Raw genomic sequence first — 14,968 nt, 5'->3', positions numbered from 1 at the left:
GGCGGCGTTTTATAGCGAAGCGTCAGTGCTCAGCAGTACGCCGAGTGCCCGTGTAGTACTCGAAGAGCATGGCGCAGGCGGCGAGAATGACGCCGAACAGGCCGGCTCCGATGAGCCAGGGCATCCAGAAGACCATGCCGACCCCGGCGATCGTGGCCGACAGCGCGATGCCGAACGGCCAGTAGCTGCCGGGCGAGAAGAAGCCGATCTCGCCGGCGCCCTCCGCGATCTCGGCGTCGTCCCGGTCCTCCGGGCGCAGGTCGATGCGCCGCGAGACGAACCAGAAGTAGCCGCCGCACATCGCGCAGAGCAGCGTCGACATGATCAGCGCGACCGTGCCGACCCAGTCCACGTGGCCGAGCGAGTGGTTGGTCCACCAGGCATACACCGGGGCGCACAGCGCCAGGAAGAGCGCCACGCCGCCGAAGAGCCGCCATTCAGACTTCATCGTGCGTACTCCCTCAGTTGCCGGTGCTCACGGGGACCTGCTGCGCGTCCTTCTTCATGTTGAACGGCGAGGTCGTGGTGGAGTAAGGGTCGGAGCCGATCGCCGTCAACGCCTCGGGCGTCGTCTTGCCGGCCTTCTTGGCGTCCAGGAACTTCTGGTAGTCCTCCGGGGACACCGCGCGGACCTCGAAGTTCATCATCGAGTGGTAGGTGCCGCAGAGTTCCGCGCACCGGCCGACATAGGAGCCGGGCTCGTCGATGGTGACCTCGAAGACGTTCCGGACGTTGCCCGGGAAGACGTCACGCTTGAAGAGCAGGTCCGGCACCCAGAACGAGTGGATGACGTCCTTGCTCGTCTCCTCGATCCGGATCGTCTTGCCCGTCGGCACGACCAGCACCGGGACGTAATCGCTGGCACCGGTCGTCGTGGCGATCGTGGCGGCGCTGCTGTCGGTGTCCGGCGCGCTCTTGTAGTTGAACTGCCATTCCCACTTGAACGCCACGACCTCGACGGTGACGTCGGGGTTCGGCGAAAGCTTGTTCACGTTCGTCTGGATCACCGCGGTGTAGTAGAAGAGGACCGCGATCACCAGGAACGGCAGGACCGAGTACAGCACCTCGATCGGCAGGTTGAAGCGCGTCTGCACCGGCAGTTCGGTGTCGCCCTTACGCTTGCGGTACACGATGATGCACCAGAAGATCAGGCCCCAGACGAAGAACCCGACGAAGAACGCCGCGACCACCGACCAGATCCACATCTCGTACATCTGCTGAGACTGCGGAGTCGGGGTCTTGTCCGGCCAGCCGAAGCCGCCGAACGGCTTGCCGACGTCGTAGGCGTCGCATCCGCTGAGGAATGCCAGAGCTCCCACGGCGAGTGCGCTCAGACCGAGCGCCCGTGACCGACCCTTTGCCACCTAGATCTGCCTCCCTTGCCGCCGCTTACCGGCCGTTGACCGGCGAAGCGTCTGTCGACGCGTCGCACACTACTCGACCATGCGTCCCGTTTCGGTCTTGGGGTCGGCGTGTCTGCGGCGAGCAGTAGGTTGGAGGCATGTCTGAGCAGGCAAGGCGGTCCGCGTACTTCGATGCCGCGACGGCGTCTCCCCTGCATCCGGCTGCGCGTGAGGCGCTGATCGCGTCGCTCGCCGATGGCTGGGCCGATCCGTCACGGCTCTACACGCAGGCCCGCCGGGCCCGCGGGCTGCTCGATGCGGCGCGAGGTGCGACCGCTGAAGTTCTAGGGGTACGCCCAGCGGAGCTGACGTTCACCGCCAGTGGAACGGCCGCAGCGCACCTGGCAGTCCTGGGTGGACTGGCCGGGCGGCGGCGTACGGGGCGGGTCTTCGTGCATTCGGCGATCGAGCACTCCGCCGTCCTGCACGCCGGCGATGATCACGTTTCCGCTGGTGGTCAGGCTGTTTCCGTGCCGGTCGACCGGTTGGGCCGGCTCGACGAGGACACCTGGCGGGCAGCGGTCGCCGCCGATGGTGTGGCGTTGGCCGCACTGATCGCCGCCAGTCACGAGGTCGGCACGCTGCAGCCCGTCACCCAGGCTGCCGAAGTCTGCGCTGCTCACGGCGTACCGCTGCTGGTCGACGCGGCCGTGATCGCGGGCCGGACGCCGTTGCCGACCGGGTGGTCGATGCTGACCGCGAGCGCGCGCAAGTGGGGCGGACCACCCGGGGTCGGTCTGCTGGCCGTCCGCACCGGTACGCGTTTCGACCCGCCGCAGTCGGCGCACTGGTCGCAGCCGGAGCGCGCGGCCGGGCACGGACCGGGTGCACCGGACCTCCCGGCGATCGTTGCTTCCGCCGCCGCCCTGCGAGCGGTCTGGGCCGAAGCGGAAGCGGAGGCCGCCCGGCAGCGCAAGCTGGTGGACCGCATCCGGGAACAGGTCGCCGCTACGGTGACCGATGTCGAAGTGGTGGGCGACCCCGTCGACCGGGTCCCGCACCTTGTCACCTTCTCCTGTCTCTATGTCGACGGCGAATCGCTGCTCCGCGAGCTCGACCGGCACGGGTACGCCGTCTCGTCGGGTTCGTCGTGCACGTCGTCGACGCTGGAACCGAGTCATGTGCTGGTCGCCATGGGGGCGCTGTCGCACGGCAACGTCCGGATCTCCCTGCATCGGGAGGTCACCGAGGAGCAGGTCGACCGGTTCCTGGCCGAGCTGCCGGGGATCGTCGCCCGGCTTCGCGAGGAGGCGGGGGTGACCGGGCTGTGAGCGGCGCGACCGAGCCTCATGAGCTGGACTGTCTCGGCCAGCGCTGTCCCCTGCCGGTCATTGCCCTGGCCCGGCGACTGCCGCAGGTCGCCGTCGGCGAGGTGATCCGCGTACTGGCCGACGATCCGGCGGCCGCGCTCGACATTCCGGCGTGGTGCCGCCTCCGGGGACAGGAGTTCGTTGGGTCTCCAGCCGAATACGCCTTCGACGTGCGGCGAAGCAGTTAGCCGGAAACTATCGGTTGACACCGATCTCTGGGAGCGCTTCCATTGACTCTCCCGCCTCACCGCCCAGTGAGGCCGCCCCGGGAGGTTCGCCATGTCCTCATCCTCGGCGGGCGCGTTCTCCACGCGTACCCGCCTGATTCTGATCATGGGAGTGACCGCCGCGCTGGCCGCGGTGTCCCCGATCGCCGGCCTGTCCACGGCCCGGGCCGCCGACCCGACGCTGCACCAGCTCGCGGCGGCCAAGGGCAAGTATTTCGGCTCCGCCACCGACAACCCGGAGCTGACCGACACCGCCTACACCGCGATCCTCGGCAGCGAGTTCGGCCAGATCACCCCCGGTAACTCGATGAAGTGGGACACCACGGAGCCGACCCGCAACACCTTCGCCTTCACCAAGGGCGACGCCGTCGTGAGCCTCGCCAAGAGCCACAACCAGATCGTCCGCGCGCACACCCTCGTCTGGCACAACCAGCTGCCGAGCTGGGTGTCCAGCCTGCCCACGACCGAGGTGCAGGCGGCCATGGAGAACCACATCACCCAGGTCGCGACGCACTACGCCGGCCAGGTGTACGCCTGGGACGTCGTGAACGAGCCGTTCAACGAGGACGGCACCTTCCGGACGAGTGTCTTCTACAACGCCATGGGCAGCGGATACATCGCGACCGCGCTGCGCGCCGCGCGGGCGGCCGACCCGACGGCGAAGCTGTACATCAACGACTACAACACCGACGGCACCGGGGCGAAAGCCGACGCGATGTACAACCTGGCCTCCTCGCTCAAGGCGCAGGGCGTGCCGCTGGACGGCATCGGCTTCCAGGGCCACCTGGCGATCCAGTACGGCTTCCCGACGAACATGCAGGCCAACCTGCAGCGCTTCGCCGACCTGGGACTCGACGTCGCGATCACCGAGCTCGACGTCCGCATGATCCTGCCGCGCGACGCGACCAAGGACGCCACTCAGTCCACCTACTACACCAACGTCGTGAACGCCTGCCTCGCCGTGAACCGCTGCGTGGGCATCACCATCTGGGACTACACCGACAAGTACTCCTGGGTGCCGTCGGTCTTCTCCGGTCAGGGCGCAGCCCTGCCGTGGGACGAGAACCTGGCGAAGAAGCCGGCGTACACCGCGATCTTCAAGGCGCTCGGCGGCATCGTGAGCACCTCGTCGCCGTCGCCGTCCGGCCCCTCGCCGTCCACGCCCGCGCCGCCCACCGGCTGCAAGGTCGTCTACTCGGCCAGCCCGTGGACCGAGGGCACGGGAGTCGGCGGCTTCACCGCGAACATCACCGTGACGAACACCTCGGCCACCCCGGTCAGCGGCTGGACGCTGCGGTTCAGCCTGCCGTCCGGGCAGACGCTGACGCAGTCGGGCTGGAACGCCACGTACGCCGTGAGCGGCCAGGCGGTGACCGCCACGAACCTGTCCTACAACGCGACGATCCCCGCCAACGGGTCGACCAGCTTCGGCTTCAACGGCCGATGGAGCGGCAGTTACAGCAGCCCGGCGGCGTTCACGCTGAACAACGTCACCTGCTCTTAGCTGACGCCGGAAATGGCGCTGGATCAGGGATCTGGGTCGTATTCCGCTCAAGATTCGACCGAGAACCCTGATCCAGCGCCGCAAGACAGCGCCGCAAGAACTACGCGGGCAGGTGCGGCCGAACCTCGTTGGCCGCGTCGTCCCCATAGGACTCGGCGAGGCGCTTGACGAACATGTCCGAGCGGACCTCGTACTCCTGGGTGCCGACGGTCTCCAGGACGAGCGTCGCCAGCAGCGCGCCGACCTGGGCCGCACGCTCGAGGCCGAGCCCCCACGAGAGGGCGGCGAAGAAGCCGGCCCGGAATCCGTCGCCGACACCGGTCGGGTCGTACGCGTGGATCTCCCGGGCGACGGGGACGTGGATGCGCTCCATGTCCCGGCCGGTGATCTCGACGCCGTTCTTGCCGAGCGTGGTGACGCGGATCTTGACCCGGTCGAGGACCTGCGCGTCGGTGAGGCCGCTCTTCTGCTCCAGCAGCGACTTCTCGTACTCGTTCGTGAGCAGGAACTCCGCGCCGTCGATGAGGTGCAGGACGTCCTCGCCGGGCATCCGGGCCAGCTGCTGGGACGGGTCGGCGGCGAAGCGGTAGCCCCGCTCCCGGCACTCCTGCGAGTGACGCAGCATCGCGGCCGGGTCGTTCGCACCGACCAGGACGAGGTCGATGCCGTCGAGCCGGTCGGCGACCGGGGCCAGCTCGATGTTGCGCGCCTCGCTCATGGCGCCGGCGTAGAACGAGGCGACCTGGCAGAGGTCCTCGTCGGTGGTGCAGACGAATCGCGCCGTGTGGGCCACTTCGCTGACATGGACCGAGCCGCAGTCGACCCCGTGCCGCTCGAGCCAGGAGCGGTAGTCGGCGAAGTCGGCGCCGACCGCGCCGACCAGGGTCGGGCTCAGCCCGAGCTGGCCCATGCCGAAGGCGATGTTGGCCGCCACCCCGCCGCGCCGGACGACCAGGTCGTCGACCAGGAACGACAGCGAGACCTTGTCGAGCTGGTCGGCGATGAGCTGGTCGGCGAATCGACCCGGGAAGTGCATCAGATGATCGGTGGCGATCGAGCCTGTGACGGCGATCTTCATTGGCTGCCCTCGATATGTTGGCGAACGGTGACGGGCGGGGGACACCGCATGGCGTGCCCAGCGCCGGGCCAGCCTACCGGCAAACGGCACGAAAGAGGGCCGCCACGTCGCCAAGACGACGTGACGGCCCGCCACTACCGCACGATGAGAGGTGGCTCAGTGGAACGAGTCACCGCACGCGCACGAACCCTGCGCGTTGGGGTTGTCGATGGTGAAGCCCTGGGCGTCGATCCGGTCGGCGAAGTCGATCGTGGCACCCGACAGGTACGGGGCGCTCATGCGGTCGACCACGACCTCGACTCCGTCGAAGTCGGCGATCACGTCGCCGTCGAGCTGACGCTCGTCGAAGAAGAGCTGGTAGCGCAGACCGGAGCAGCCACCGGGCTGAACCGCGACGCGCAGCCGCAAGTCGTCGCGACCCTCCTGCTCGAGCAGGGCCTTGACCTTGCCGGCGGCGACATCGGTGAGGAGGATGCCGGTCACGCTCTCCTGCGACTGGGTGGTAGGACTGGTCACGAGTGCTCCCTGATCTGTTGCGATCGTCGTCTCCAAGGCCAACGCTAGCTCGCCTGCGACGATTCCCTGTGGGCGACCCGGCCGAGTGGTCCGAAATCACGGCCGAATTCCTCGAGTGTCTCCGCCAGGACCGCCCGTTGCGTGGGGCAGGCCCGCTGCCAGCGCTCGCGGCCGGCGTCGGTGATGTGAACGAAGACACCCCGGCGGTCGGTGGCGCACGACTGGCGCAGTACCAGGCCCTCCCGCTCCAGCCGGTCGACTGCGCGGGACAGCGCGCTCTGGCTGAGGTGGACCTCCTCGGCGAGCTCCTGCATCCGGGCCGCGCCGGGGCACTCGCGCGCCTCCGCCAGCCGGTCGAGGATCTCGAACTCGCTCATGCCGAGGCCGTGCTGGTCGTGCAGAGCCTTGTCGAGCTGGCACGAGGTCGAGGCGAACAGGCGCGCCAGGTCACGCCACTGCCGGACGTGCGGTGGCGCCTGAAGGTCCACGATCTCGGGGCTCACAAGGCCGAAGCCTAGCATGCGCCTGCACAACATGCGAGAGCATTTTATGTTTGCGCATTGGTTGCGGGTGCATGTAAGTTACCCGGCATGATCGTCACCGAGTCATCGGCAGAAGGAACCACCAACAAGCGCGGCCGGCACGCAGGTGTGCCCGGTCCCGTCCCGAATACCCAGCCCGGCGCCCGATGGACCCCGCAGCTCTGGGGCACGCTGCTCGTCCTGTGCACCGTCTTGTTCCTCGACGGCCTCGACGTCTCGATGGTCGGTGTGGCCCTGCCCGCCATCCAGGCCGACCTGGGCCTGTCCACCGCGTCGTTGCAGTGGATCGTCAGCGGCTACGTCCTGGGTTACGGCGGTCTGCTGTTGCTCGGTGGGCGTACCGCCGACCTGCTCGGCCGCCGCCGGGCGTTGCTCGTGGCGCTCGGCGTCTTCGCCGCCGCGTCCCTGCTCGGCGCGCTCGTCGACGACGGCGGGCTGCTCATCGCCACCCGGTTCGTCAAGGGGCTGGCCGCGGCGTTCACCGCGCCGGCCGGGCTGTCCATCCTCACCACGACGTTCCCCGAAGGCCCGGTACGCAACAGAGCCCTCGGCATCTACACGGTCTTCGGCGCCAGCGGCTTCTCCTCCGGCCTGATCCTCGGCGGCCTGCTCACCGAGATCAACTGGCGGGCGACCTTCCTTCTTCCCGCTCCCCTGGCGCTCATCGCGCTGGCGGCCGGGCTGAAGCTGATCCCCCGCAACAGCGAGCGTGCGACCGGCGGGCACGACATCGTCGGCGCGGTCACCTCGACGGCGGCGCTCTTACTCACGGTGTTCACGGTGGTGAACGCACCCGCCCAGGGCTGGGGCTCCGTGCGTACGCTCGGCTCGTTCGCAGTGGCAGCCCTGTTGTTCGCCACGTTCATCGCCGTCGAGAAGCGCATCAAGCACCCGCTCGTCCGGCTGGGCATCTTCCGCAACCGCACCCTCGTCCGGGCCAACGTCGCCGCCGTCACCGTCGCCGGGGCGTACATCAGCTTCCAGTTCGTGCTCGGGCTGTTCCTGCAGGCCGTCCTCGGCTGGTCGCCGCTGCAGATGGCGCTGGCGCTGCTGCCGGCCGGGCTCATGGTCGCCTCGTCCGGTTCGCTGATGGGCCGGCTGATCACCCGCTTCGGGACCGGCCGGCTGATCGCCGGCGGCATGGGCGCGTTCGTGCTGGCGTACGCCGCCTTCCTCGGCGTCGACGCGTCGTCGTCCTACTGGCGGATGCTGCCGACCGTGCTGCTGCTGGGCGTCGGCTTCGCGCTCGCCTTCTCGTCGATGAACGTGCAGGCCACCAACGGGGTGGCCGACGAGGAACAGGGTCTGGCCTCCGGCCTGGTCCAGACCTCGTTCCAGGTCGGCGGGGCGCTGGTCCTCGCGGTCACCACGGCGATCGTCGGCAACGAGGTGATCCAGCCCGGCCGGGTGCCGTCGGCGTTCGGCCCGGCGATCGCGGTCATCACCGCGGTCACCGTCGCCGGGCTGCTCGTCGCTCTGCTCGGCGTACGCCACGGCGCGAAGAAGCCGGAGCCCGCGGTCGAGGCGGTCGACACCGATCAGGAGCTGGAGCCGAGCTACTCGTAGCAGTCCTGATCCTTGGCCTGCACCGCCACTTGGACGACCCGGCCGCCGTACACCTCTATCCGGTAGACGGCGGCCGGGTTGCCTGGCACCGCGACCAGTCCCCGGCCGTCGTGCTCGCCGCCGTCGACCGGCTTCCACTCCGGATACGCCGCGTGCAGCTGCCCGTACGAGGCGCCGATCCCGACGCCTTCCGGGGTGCTGATCCCCGCGTACCCGTAGATCGCGGCGAGCCCAAGTTTCTTCGAGAAGAACAGCCGCCCCTCGGTTCCGTTGGAGGCGGCCCCTTTCAGATACGCGTACCGGCCGCAGGCGGTGCCCGCCGATCCGGCCGGCTCGCTGATCAGCCCGGTGGCCTGGGCCTGCTCCGGGGTCATGCCCAGCTTCAGCTCCCCGTATCCAGCCGGCCCCAGCGTCACCGCCACCGGGGCGGCCGACGAGGCCGAGACGGGTCCGGCCGGATCGCAGGCGGCCAAGGCCAAGGCGATCAGGAGCAGCGGCAGCGGGCGAAGCAACTTCATGACGAACCCCCGTTCGAAGTAGTTCGATGGGGAAGACGTCACTCGGCGTCCGCCGGTTGCCGACGGCTATCCGACTGCGAGCCGCGCGGCCACCTCCCGCACGCAGCCCCGCGCGTCGCCCAAGGCCCGCTCCAGGCCGAACTCCTCCGACAACGACCAGGCCCGCGTCACACCCGCCGCGCGCCAGGCCGCCGGTTCCGCGGTGACTCGTCCGGCGATGACCACGACTGGTACGCCTAATGCAGCGCCCGCCCCGGCGACCCCGTCGATGACCTTGCCGTGCAAAGACTGCTCGTCGAAGGAGCCTTCGCCGGTGATCACCAGATCGGCCCGCTGAAGTTCCACGTCGAGGCCGATGGCGTCGCGGACGAGCTGGATGCCGGAGGTCAACCGGCCGCCGAGGGCCAGAATGGCCGCGCCCAGTCCACCGGCCGCCCCCGCGCCGGGAGTCTCGGCGATGCCCTCCGGCAGCACGTTCGCCACTCTGACCAGGGCGGCTTCCAGCTCCTCGACGGCGGCCGGATCGGCGCCCTTCTGCGGCCCGAAGACCCGGCTGGCCCCGCGTACGCCGATGAGCGGGTTGTCGACGTCGGTCGCCCCGATCAGCTCGATGCCGTCCAGCGTCTTCGTCCCGCCGCCGGCCTGGCTCCCGTTTCCGGCGTACGCCGCCAGCGCCTCCGGGTGGCCGAACCCGGCCAGCACGCGTACGCCCGCGTCATTGGTGGCACTGCCGCCGAGCCCGATGACGATCCGCCGTACGCCGTCCACCTCGGCCGCCGCCGTGAGCAGCGCAAGCAACCCCGCCGAGCTGGCTCGCCGCGGATCGCGTTCGGCCGGGCTCAGATGATGCAGTCCGCACGCGTGCGCGCTCTCCACGTACGCGGTCTCCCCCACCACCAGGATCTCGCCCTCGACCGGCCGGCCGAGCGGATCCGTCGTCGGCACTGGAAAGCGCTTTCCTTCCGGGTGAGTTCCTTCGGGGTGCGCCGCCGCGAGGACGTCCACGAAGCCGGGGCCGCCGTCGGCCAGCGGACGCAGCACGAGATCGTCGTCCGGGCGTACCGACCGCCACCCCTCGGCCACCGCGGCGGCGGCGTCGGGCGCGCTCAGGGTCCCGGCGAACTTGTCGGGGCAGATCAGCAGACGCATGTGCGGTGCCTATCACATCGCGCGGACCTCTGTCACACCCCACGCTGCGTGGGACGATTGCGCTGTGACGACCACATGGGTTGAACCAAGCAACACCGCCACCGCGCTGCTGCTGCTCGGCCGGGGCAGTGACCCTGCCTCCGAGCGCGGCGTGGAATGCCCCGGCGAGCTGCCGCCCGCGAGCGACCCCGACCTGGTCGCCCGGGCCCAGGCCGCCAAGGCCGCGCTCGGCGACCGCGTCTTCGTGCTCGGTCACCACTACCAGCGCGACGAGGTCATCCAGTTCGCCGACGTGACCGGCGACTCGTTCAAGCTCGCCCGCGAGGCCGCCGCCCGGCCGGACGCGGAATTCATCGTGTTCTGCGGCGTGCACTTCATGGCCGAGTCCGCCGACATCCTCACCACCGACGCGCAGAAGGTGGTCCTGCCCGACCTCGCCGCCGGATGCTCGATGGCCGACATGGCGGTGCTGAGCCAGGTCGAGAAGTGCTGGGATCTGTTGCAGGATCTCGGCATCTCCGAGTCGGTCGTGCCGGTCACCTACATGAACTCGTCGGCCGACATCAAGGGCTTCGTCGGCCGCAACGGCGGCGTCGTCTGCACGTCGTCCAACGCGAAGCGCGCCCTGGACTGGGCGTACGAGCAGGGCTCCAAAGTGCTCTTCCTCCCGGATCAGCACCTCGGCCGCAACACGGCGGTGCTCGAGATGGGTTACAGCCTCGACGACTGCGTCCTCTACGACCCGCACAAGCCGAACGGCGGGCTCACCGAGCAGCAGCTGCGAGACGCGAAGATGATCCTGTGGCGGGGGCACTGCTCCGTCCACGGCCGGTTCACCCTGGAATCCGTGCAGGACGTGCGCGAACGCGTACCGGGGGTCAACGTCCTGGTGCACCCGGAGTGCCGCCACGAGGTCGTGACGAACGCCGACTACGTGGGCTCGACCGAGTACATCATCAAGACCATCGAGGCCGCGCCGGCCGGTTCCGCCTGGGCCGTCGGCACCGAGCTGAACCTGGTACGCCGCCTCGCGCTGGCCCACCCGGACAAGCAGATCATGTTCCTGGACAAGGCGGTCTGCTACTGCTCGACGATGAACCGCATCGACCTGCCGCACCTGGTGTGGGCGCTGGAGGAACTGGTGGCGGGCCGGGTGCCCAACCAGATCACGGTCGACCCCGACACCGCGCACAACGCCCGGGTCGCCCTCGACCAGATGCTCGCCCTCCCCTGACGATTGTCGCGTTGATCATGAACCTAGGGTCCGGCTTAAGCCCATAGCCGGACCCTAGGTTCATGATCAACGGGAAGAAGGTGGCGTCGCCTGTCCTCAATAGACATGAGGCGGATCGAGCGATTCCGACTGCGTCACCAGAGTCCATTCTGGACCGGAGCGACTCGGGAAACGCGAAAAGGACACGGCGCGCAACATTGCCGTTCCGGTGCGTGATCAGTGATTCCGGCTATTCCCGAATCGGCGTGACTCCTCTGACGCAGACGGATTCCGGGAGTATGCTTCGGCGGTTCCCAAGCCCTGCCCCCTTTCTTCGCGCCCATGGAGGTCGTGTTGTCTGACGTACTCGTCGTGACCGGTGGCACTCCCCTGACCGGTGAAGTCCGGGTCCGGGGCGCGAAGAATCTCGTCTCGAAGGCGATGGTGGCCGCGGTGCTCGGCCACACCCCCAGCCGCATGTTCGACGTCCCGCGCATCCGCGACGTCGAGATCGTGCGCGGGCTGCTGGAGCTGCACGGCGTACGCGTCACCGACGGCGAGCTGGACGGTGAGCTGATCTTCGACCCCTCCAACGTCGAGCGGGCCGGCATCGACGAGATCAACGTCCACGCCGGGTCGAGCCGCATCCCGATCCTGCTGTGCGGGCCCCTGCTGCACCGGCTCGGCCACGCGTTCATCCCCGACCTGGGCGGCTGCCACATCGGACCGCGCCCGATCGACTTCCACCTCGAGGCGCTGCGGCAGTTCGGCGCGCTGGTCGACAAGACGCCGGAGGGGCTGCACTTGTCCGCCCCGAACGGACTGCACGGCATCAAGTTCACCCTCGACTACCCGTCGGTCGGCGCGACCGAGCAGATCCTGCTCACCGCAGTCCTGGCCGAGGGCGTGACCGAGCTGGCCAACGCCGCGGTGGAACCCGAGATCGTCGACCTCATCTGCGTACTGCAGAAGATGGGCGCGATCATCAAGGTCCACACCAACCGCGTGATCGAGATCGAGGGCGTGCCGCGGCTGACCGGGTTCACCCACCGGCCGATCCCGGACCGGATCGAGGCGGCGAGCTGGGCCTCGGCCGCCCTGGCGACCAAGGGCGACATCCTCGTCCGGGGCGCACGGCAGGCCGACATGATGACCTACCTCAACGTCTTCCGCTCGATCGGCGGCGGGTACGAGGTCGACGACGACCCGGTCGGCGGCGGCATCCGGTTCTGGCACCCGGGCGGCGATCTGAAGCCGGTGGCCATCGAGACCGACGTCCACCCGGGGTTCATGACCGACTGGCAGCAGCCGCTGGTGGTGGCGCTCACCCAGGCGAACGGACTGTCGGTGGTGCACGAGACGGTCTACGAGAACCGGTTCGGCTACACCAACGCGCTGAACCAGATGGGCGCGACGATCCAGGTGTACGGCGAATGCCTCGGCGGCTCCGCCTGCCGCTTCGGCCGCCGTGGCTTCCGTCACTCCGCGGTCATCGCCGGCCCGGCCAAGCTCCACGCCCACGACCTCGTCATCCCGGACCTGCGGGCCGGGTTCAGCCACCTGATCGCCGCGCTCGCCGCCGAGGGCACCTCCCGCGTCCACGGCGTGGACTTGATCAACCGCGGCTACGAGGACTTCGAGGCGAAGCTGGCGGGCCTGGGCGCGCGGGCCGAGCGGCCGGTGACCCAGACGGCATGACGGGCGGCGGGAAAGTCCGACTTCGGTCGGCTACTCTTGTCGCGTGTCTACGCTCTTCCGCCGCAAGTCCGCCGACTCCCTGACCGGTTCAGGTGAGGAGTCGGTCACCTCGGTGACCGCCGAGGAGACCCCTGAGGAGACGGCCGAGCGCCTCTCGAAGGGGTTCACCCCCGGCAAGGGCAAGGCCACGCCCAAGCGCACCGACGGCCGCCGCAAGCCGGAGCCGCCGCCCGCCAACAAGCGGGAGGCGTACAAGCGCATGCGGTCCAAGCAGCGCTCGGAGCGCGCCGAGGCGATGGCCGGGATGAAGGCCGGCGAAGAGCGCTACCTGATGCCCCGCGACAAGGGCCCGGAGAAGCAGCTCGTCCGCGACATCGTCGACAGCCGACGGACGATCGGGACCTGGTTCTTCGGCAGCGCCTTCGTCGTGCTGCTCGGCACCGGCACCGGCAACCCCACCTTCGTCATGTACGCCCAGCTCATCTGGTTCGCGATCGCCTTCGCGACGCTGGTCGACACGGTGCTGATCTGCCGCAAGGTGAGCCGCCTCGTCCGCGAGCGCATCGCCAAGCCGGCCGTTTCGATGCGGTCGCTGTACTTCTACGCGTTCATGCGCGCAATCACCTTCCGCCGGCTGCGGATGCCGCAGGCCCGCAAGAAGTTCGGCGAAGCGATCTGACCCGAAACGAAGCCCGCCTCAGTGCGGGCTTTGTTTTCACCCTCCGTGTCAACCGAAGTTGACGGCTTCGGGCGTGTCAACTACAGTTGACGGCATGAGCGAGACCGATCGCGAAGCCACCGAACGGCTGACCACCGCGGCGAGCAGCACCGATCCGGCCGTCGGGCTCCGGGCGGTACGCGCCCTGCGCGAACTGGCCGAGCGGCTCGAAGCCGTCCAAGTGCGGCACGCCCGCAACCTCGGCTGGACCTGGCAGGAGATCGCGGCCCAGCTCGGCGTCACCCGGCAAGCGGTGCACAAGAAGTTCGGCGGCGGCCGAGGACTCTTCGGAGGGGAGAAGTAGCGATGCCGTTCCAGCGGTTCCACCAAGACGCCCGGCAGGCCGTCCTGCACGCCCAAGCAGCCGCCCGCGACCTCGGGGCCGACCAGGTCGGGCCGGAGCATCTCCTGCTCGGCCTGCTCGATCAGCCCGACGGCGTCGCCTGCGCCGTCCTGACCCGCCACGGACTCACCCGGCTTTCTGCGTACCAGATGATTCAGGGTTTGGACGCCGAGGCCCTGGCGGCCATCGGAATCGACCTCGCGGCCGTGCGCGACAAGCTGGAGGCGGCGTTCGGGGCGGGTGTGCTCGACGAGCCGGGACCGGTACGCGGACGGGTGGGGTTCAGCCCGGCGGCGAAGAAGGTGCTGGAACTGAGCCTGCGCGAGGCGATCCACCGGAAGGACGATCATATCGGCGACGGTCACGTGCTACTGGCGCTGATCCGTGAGGACGGGCGCGCGGTCGAGGTCCTGCGGGCGGCGCGCATCGACCCGGCGGCTCTTCGCGACGAGGTCCTCACCGCCCTTTCGCGTTGATCATGAACCTATGGTCGTTCTCGTCCGGCGTGTCGTGTCCCTTTCACCCTGATCGACTCCGCTGATCCCTGATCAACTCGCTCGCCGGTCGAGATCATGTTCCCTGGATCAGCTTTCGGGCGTCCGATTCTTCAGATCGAGTACCCGTTCCCAGCGCTGGACGGGCGATTTGGCGCTGGCCAAGGGATCATGACCTCCAAATCGGGTGATCTGCGGCTGGCTACGGGCACTCGATCTTGACTTGACCGTGGGTGCCGCGAGTCCGGGCGGTCGGCGTCGGTCTTGGGGCCATGCGGGCGGGTTACGCGCTGCCGTTCGCGGCGCTGCGCGCCCCATCGTGATCGTCGGGTTCCGACGATCTTGGAGCCGCGCCTTCATGCTGCCGGCGTCCGTGATCGTCGGGTTCCGACAGTCTTGGGGCTGCGCGCCTTCATGATCGCCGGGTCCCGACGATCAGCTCAGTAAAACGCCCACGATCGTCGGCTGCCGACGATCTTGGGCGTCCGATCCGTTTGCCCGAATCCGCCTCGGCACTACCACTCGGGGAACTGCCGCAGACTCGGCCGACCCCGTTGATCATGGAGTTTCGGGTCACGACACACCGTCGAGACCACCCTTAGGTTCATGATCAACGGGACGGGGACCGAGCGGGAGCGGCGGCACCAGCGGGAGCGGGAGCGGGAGCGGCGGCGCCAGCGGCGGCGGTA

16 protein-coding genes are annotated in these 14,968 nt (G+C 69.0%); 9 read left to right on the top strand and 7 right to left on the bottom strand.

Translation table 11 applies throughout. The features are described 5' to 3' along the window. Positions 1 to 22 precede the first annotated feature (22 nt). Both HOV77_RS28190 and coxB read right to left on the bottom strand, forming a co-directional pair. Positions 23 to 448 (bottom strand): cytochrome c oxidase subunit 4, encoded by a 426-nt coding sequence (locus HOV77_RS28190; RefSeq protein ID WP_290867024.1) that lies wholly within the window; start codon positions 446 to 448, stop codon positions 23 to 25. Positions 449 to 461: 13 nt separating this feature from the next. Further along, positions 462 to 1,334 (bottom strand): cytochrome c oxidase subunit II, encoded by an 873-nt coding sequence (gene coxB / locus HOV77_RS28185; protein ID WP_290867168.1) that lies wholly within the window; start codon positions 1,332 to 1,334, stop codon positions 462 to 464. Positions 1,335 to 1,501: 167 nt separating this feature from the next. On the opposite strand from coxB, the gene HOV77_RS28180 reads away from it, so the two are divergent. The 3 genes from HOV77_RS28180 (at position 1,502) to HOV77_RS28170 (ending at position 4,444) form a co-directional block, all read left to right on the top strand. Further along, on the top strand, positions 1,502 to 2,674 hold the full coding sequence (locus HOV77_RS28180; RefSeq protein ID WP_290867021.1) for an aminotransferase class V-fold PLP-dependent enzyme: 1,173 nt from the start codon (positions 1,502 to 1,504) through the stop codon (positions 2,672 to 2,674). Next, complete coding sequence (locus tag HOV77_RS28175; RefSeq protein ID WP_290867018.1) at positions 2,671 to 2,901, top strand: sulfurtransferase TusA family protein; 231 nt, start codon at positions 2,671 to 2,673, stop codon at positions 2,899 to 2,901. The genes HOV77_RS28180 and HOV77_RS28175 overlap by 4 nt, the downstream gene beginning before the upstream one ends. A gap of 91 nt (positions 2,902 to 2,992) precedes the next feature. Beyond that, positions 2,993 to 4,444 (top strand): endo-1,4-beta-xylanase, encoded by a 1,452-nt coding sequence (locus HOV77_RS28170; protein WP_290867016.1) that lies wholly within the window; start codon positions 2,993 to 2,995, stop codon positions 4,442 to 4,444. Between the two features lie 100 nt (positions 4,445 to 4,544). Here the strand turns inward: HOV77_RS28170 and HOV77_RS28165 are convergent, their stop codons facing one another. From HOV77_RS28165 to HOV77_RS28155, 3 genes are all read right to left on the bottom strand, one after another. Beyond that, positions 4,545 to 5,522 carry a carbohydrate kinase family protein gene (locus HOV77_RS28165; RefSeq protein ID WP_290867014.1) on the bottom strand — a complete coding sequence of 326 codons (978 nt, stop codon included), beginning with the start codon at positions 5,520 to 5,522 and terminating at the stop codon, positions 4,545 to 4,547. 156 nt (positions 5,523 to 5,678) lie between these two features. Beyond that, the gene (erpA, locus tag HOV77_RS28160) at positions 5,679 to 6,038 is read right to left on the bottom strand and encodes an iron-sulfur cluster insertion protein ErpA (RefSeq protein ID WP_290867012.1); all 360 of its coding nucleotides are present in this window, start codon (positions 6,036 to 6,038) and stop codon (positions 5,679 to 5,681) included. A 44-nt stretch (positions 6,039 to 6,082) separates the two neighbouring features. Next, positions 6,083 to 6,541 (bottom strand): MarR family transcriptional regulator, encoded by a 459-nt coding sequence (locus HOV77_RS28155; RefSeq protein WP_290867009.1) that lies wholly within the window; start codon positions 6,539 to 6,541, stop codon positions 6,083 to 6,085. 87 nt (positions 6,542 to 6,628) lie between these two features. On the opposite strand from HOV77_RS28155, the gene HOV77_RS28150 reads away from it, so the two are divergent. Then, a complete protein-coding gene (locus HOV77_RS28150) occupies positions 6,629 to 8,146 on the top strand; it encodes an MFS transporter (protein WP_290867007.1) in 1,518 nt (505 codons plus the stop codon). On the opposite strand, the gene HOV77_RS28145 is transcribed toward HOV77_RS28150, so the two are convergent. Further along, entirely contained in the window at positions 8,137 to 8,664 is a 528-nt protein-coding gene (locus HOV77_RS28145; protein WP_290867005.1) for a hypothetical protein, read from the bottom strand. The genes HOV77_RS28150 and HOV77_RS28145 overlap by 10 nt on opposite strands. A gap of 66 nt (positions 8,665 to 8,730) precedes the next feature. Beyond that, the gene (locus HOV77_RS28140) at positions 8,731 to 9,813 is read right to left on the bottom strand and encodes a glycerate kinase (protein WP_290867002.1); all 1,083 of its coding nucleotides are present in this window, start codon (positions 9,811 to 9,813) and stop codon (positions 8,731 to 8,733) included. 64 nt (positions 9,814 to 9,877) lie between these two features. Here HOV77_RS28140 and nadA point away from each other — a divergent pair, with 64 nt between their 5' ends. The 5 genes from nadA (at position 9,878) to HOV77_RS28115 (ending at position 14,261) form a co-directional block, all read left to right on the top strand. Next, the gene (gene nadA, locus HOV77_RS28135) at positions 9,878 to 11,047 is read left to right on the top strand and encodes a quinolinate synthase NadA (RefSeq protein WP_290867000.1); all 1,170 of its coding nucleotides are present in this window, start codon (positions 9,878 to 9,880) and stop codon (positions 11,045 to 11,047) included. 330 nt (positions 11,048 to 11,377) lie between these two features. Further along, positions 11,378 to 12,724 (top strand): UDP-N-acetylglucosamine 1-carboxyvinyltransferase, encoded by a 1,347-nt coding sequence (murA, locus tag HOV77_RS28130; protein ID WP_290867165.1) that lies wholly within the window; start codon positions 11,378 to 11,380, stop codon positions 12,722 to 12,724. Positions 12,725 to 12,767: 43 nt separating this feature from the next. Next, positions 12,768 to 13,403, top strand: coding sequence for a DUF3043 domain-containing protein (locus HOV77_RS28125; protein ID WP_290866997.1), 636 nt, complete (start codon positions 12,768 to 12,770; stop codon positions 13,401 to 13,403). A gap of 94 nt (positions 13,404 to 13,497) precedes the next feature. Continuing rightward, positions 13,498 to 13,746, top strand: a complete 249-nt coding sequence (locus HOV77_RS28120) for a helix-turn-helix domain-containing protein (RefSeq protein WP_290866995.1) — start codon at positions 13,498 to 13,500, stop codon at positions 13,744 to 13,746. Positions 13,747 to 13,748: 2 nt separating this feature from the next. Further along, positions 13,749 to 14,261, top strand: a complete 513-nt coding sequence (locus HOV77_RS28115) for a Clp protease N-terminal domain-containing protein (RefSeq protein ID WP_290866992.1) — start codon at positions 13,749 to 13,751, stop codon at positions 14,259 to 14,261. The last annotated feature ends 707 nt before the right edge of the window (positions 14,262 to 14,968 follow it).

Source organism: Hamadaea sp., from assembly GCF_013362815.1.
Taxonomy (GTDB): Bacteria; Actinomycetota; Actinomycetes; order Mycobacteriales; family Micromonosporaceae; genus Hamadaea.
The sequence above is the reverse complement of the archived record's forward strand: the minus strand, read 5'-3'. Positions and strand labels throughout refer to the sequence as shown.